This is a genomic window from Methanoculleus sp. (assembly GCF_035363275.1).
Lineage (GTDB): Archaea > Halobacteriota > Methanomicrobia > Methanomicrobiales > Methanoculleaceae > Methanoculleus.
The window spans coordinates 1-2,415 of record NZ_DAOSET010000115.1 but is presented as its reverse complement, the minus strand read 5'-3'; the positions used below and the strand labels follow the sequence as shown (position 1 = coordinate 2,415).

The following is a 2,415-nucleotide window of genomic DNA, read 5'->3' as shown; positions in this document are numbered from 1 at the left end:
CCTGGATCGTCTCCGCGAGGTCGAGGACCGGACCGGCCGCACGCATGGCCCCGAACCCCGCGAGGATGACCGGTCGTGCGGCGCCGTCGATCGCCTCCGCCGCGGCCGCGACGGTCTCGTCGGTCGGCGCAACCCCGACCTCCGGGAGGCAGGTCTCGCGCTCGCAGTAGGTTGCATCAAGCGGTTCTCGCTGGATATCGTTCGGGAGCGAGAGTTGGGCAACGCCGCGGGCGACGGCAGCGTAACGCAGCGCCCGGGTGAGGAGTTTGACCGCCGTCGTCGGGTCGGCGACGGTGTTGTTGAAGACCGTGATAGGCCGGAAGAAGGCGTCCTGGTCGATCTCCTGGATGCCGCCGGGCCCGGCATACTGCGTCTGGACCTGGCCATTCAATGAGAGGACGCTTGCATGGTCTTCCTTTGCATCGTACAGACCGGTCGCAAGGTTCGTCGCCCCCGGCCCGGCGATGGTCAGGCAGACCGCCATCTTTCCCGTGAGTTTGTTGTAGGCGGACGCGGCGAGGGCCGCGGTCTGCTCGTGCCGGACGACGATGTACCGGGAGTTCCTGTTCCTCCGGACCGCATCCACGAGCGGGAGCGCCGACGCTCCGGGCATACCAAAGTAGAGGTTGACCCCCCACGCTTCCAGCTCCGCTACCATCACGTCGGCCACCGTCGTTGCAGCCCCTTCAAAGGTCGTCTTCTTCATCCGTCTTCACCTCTTCCTCTTCATCAACCCGCACAAATGCTCCCTTTCCCACGGTGCAGCGGGGACACCGCCAGTCGTCGGGGAGATCCTCAAACAGCGTCCCCGGCAGAATACCGGTCTCAGGGTCTCCCGCCTCCTCATTGTACTCGTAATCGCAGACACTGCATACCCATCGTCCCATACCGTTCACGTCCCGGAGGTGACCTGCCGTACCCCGTCCACGTATAAAAATGCCCCGGGACCCGGGGTCGGCCGGGTCAGGGGGCGCCGGGTTCGGTCGCCGGCGGCTTGCGGGACTTCGCTTCGCCGGCCGTCGATCCCCGGCGGTCCCCATTATCCTCCATCGTGTTCTTCGCGAGCGCCGAGAGGCCGAGGGTGGTGCCGAGGTTCATCGTGTCGAGGACCGATGCCGGGACGAGGACGAGCGTCGCTTTCTCCTTGAGGCCCTCATACAGCATGTTCATCGCCCGGAGGTGGAGGGCGGTCGGGTTGTCCTGGTAGGTCCGTGCCGCCTCCTCGAACTTCTTTGCAACCTGGAGCTCGGAGTCGCCGAGGATCACCCGCGCCTGCCGCTCCCGCTCCGCCTGGGCCTGCATGGACATCGCGTCCTGGAGCTCGCGGGGGATCAGGATATCCCGGATCTCCACTGAACTGACGTGGATCCCCCACTGCTCGGTCCGGACGTCGATGATCCGCTGCAGCTCCGCGTCGAGCTTCTCCCGGCCCTCGAGCATATCGGCGAGGTTGGACTTCCCGATGACTTCCCGGAGCGCCGTCTGTGCCGCCCAGCTGATGGCGGACCGATAGTCCTCGACCTCCAGCGCCGCCTTCTCCGGGTCCCGCACGCGCCAGAAGAGGACCGCCTCGACGTCGACCGGGACCGTGTCGCGGGTGAGGGTCTTTTCCGCACGGAACGAGGTCGTGATCGTGCGGAGATCGATCCAGTAGGCCACCGTATCGATGAAGGGTACGATGACGAAGATGCCCGGACCGCGGAGGCCCGAGAACCGGCCCAGGTGGAGTACGACCGCTTTCTCCCACTGGTCGGCGATCTGCAACGAGGCGGCAACGATCACCCCCACGAGGACGATGGCGGCGCCGGCCCAGACGAGGAGGGAGAGACCGGGAGTCGTGAGGGCGGCGTAAACGACCAGCACTCCAACGAGTGCGATCACGATGGCAATTACATAGCGAAGCGGGTTCTGTCGGGTCATACGTTGTTACCCGCGGGGTGCTGTACGCACAAAGTATATAATAATAGTTTTATAGGACAGCGTGAATCAAAGCCACAACGGAAGCGTTCATGGAGATCAACGAGACCCACCCGTTTGACCTTGCCCCGGCGGAGGCCGTCCGCCTCCAGGAGACGCTCCGGAAGAGGATCAGCCTCTCCGGCGATATCGATGAGGTCACCCTCCTCGCCGGCGCCGACGCCTCCTACGCGAAGGGCTCAAACGAGATCCATGCGGTCGTCGTCGTCCTCCGTTACCCCGATCTCACCGTCGTCGAACGGGTCTCTGCCTCTATCGAGACATCATTTCCCTACATACCGGGGCTCCTCACCTTCCGGGAAGGTCCCGCTCTCCTTGAGGCGTTCCGACGACTCCGGTCCGAGCCGGACGTCATCTTCTTCGACGGGCAGGGGATCGCCCACCCCCGCGGCCTCGGCATCGCAAGCCACATGGGCATCCTGCTCGACCGGCCCACCG

The 2,415-nt window shown here is 65.1% G+C and carries 4 protein-coding genes; 1 reads left to right on the top strand and 3 read right to left on the bottom strand.

The window, feature by feature from the left end; all coding sequences use genetic code 11:
* From PLN84_RS13095 to PLN84_RS13085, 3 genes are all read right to left on the bottom strand, one after another.
* A partial coding sequence (locus PLN84_RS13095; protein WP_348532174.1) for a thiamine pyrophosphate-binding protein occupies positions 1-706 on the bottom strand: 706 nt, incomplete at its 3' end.
* Positions 687-887 (bottom strand): rubredoxin, encoded by a 201-nt coding sequence (locus tag PLN84_RS13090; protein WP_292558756.1) that lies wholly within the window; start codon positions 885-887, stop codon positions 687-689. The genes PLN84_RS13095 and PLN84_RS13090, both read right to left, overlap by 20 nt.
* Before the next feature lie 76 nt (positions 888-963).
* Entirely contained in the window at positions 964-1,920 is a 957-nt protein-coding gene (locus tag PLN84_RS13085; protein ID WP_292558757.1) for a slipin family protein, read from the bottom strand.
* 89 nt (positions 1,921-2,009) lie between these two features.
* Here PLN84_RS13085 and PLN84_RS13080 point away from each other — a divergent pair.
* A partial coding sequence (locus PLN84_RS13080; RefSeq protein WP_348532173.1) for an endonuclease V occupies positions 2,010-2,415 on the top strand: 406 nt, incomplete at its 3' end.

Coding starts and splice junctions, on each gene's coding strand:
- PLN84_RS13090 (WP_292558756.1), bottom strand. CDS start 887: ATGGGACGATGGGTATGCAGTGTCTGCGATTACGAGTACAATGAGGAG.
- PLN84_RS13085 (WP_292558757.1), bottom strand. CDS start 1,920: ATGACCCGACAGAACCCGCTTCGCTATGTAATTGCCATCGTGATCGCA.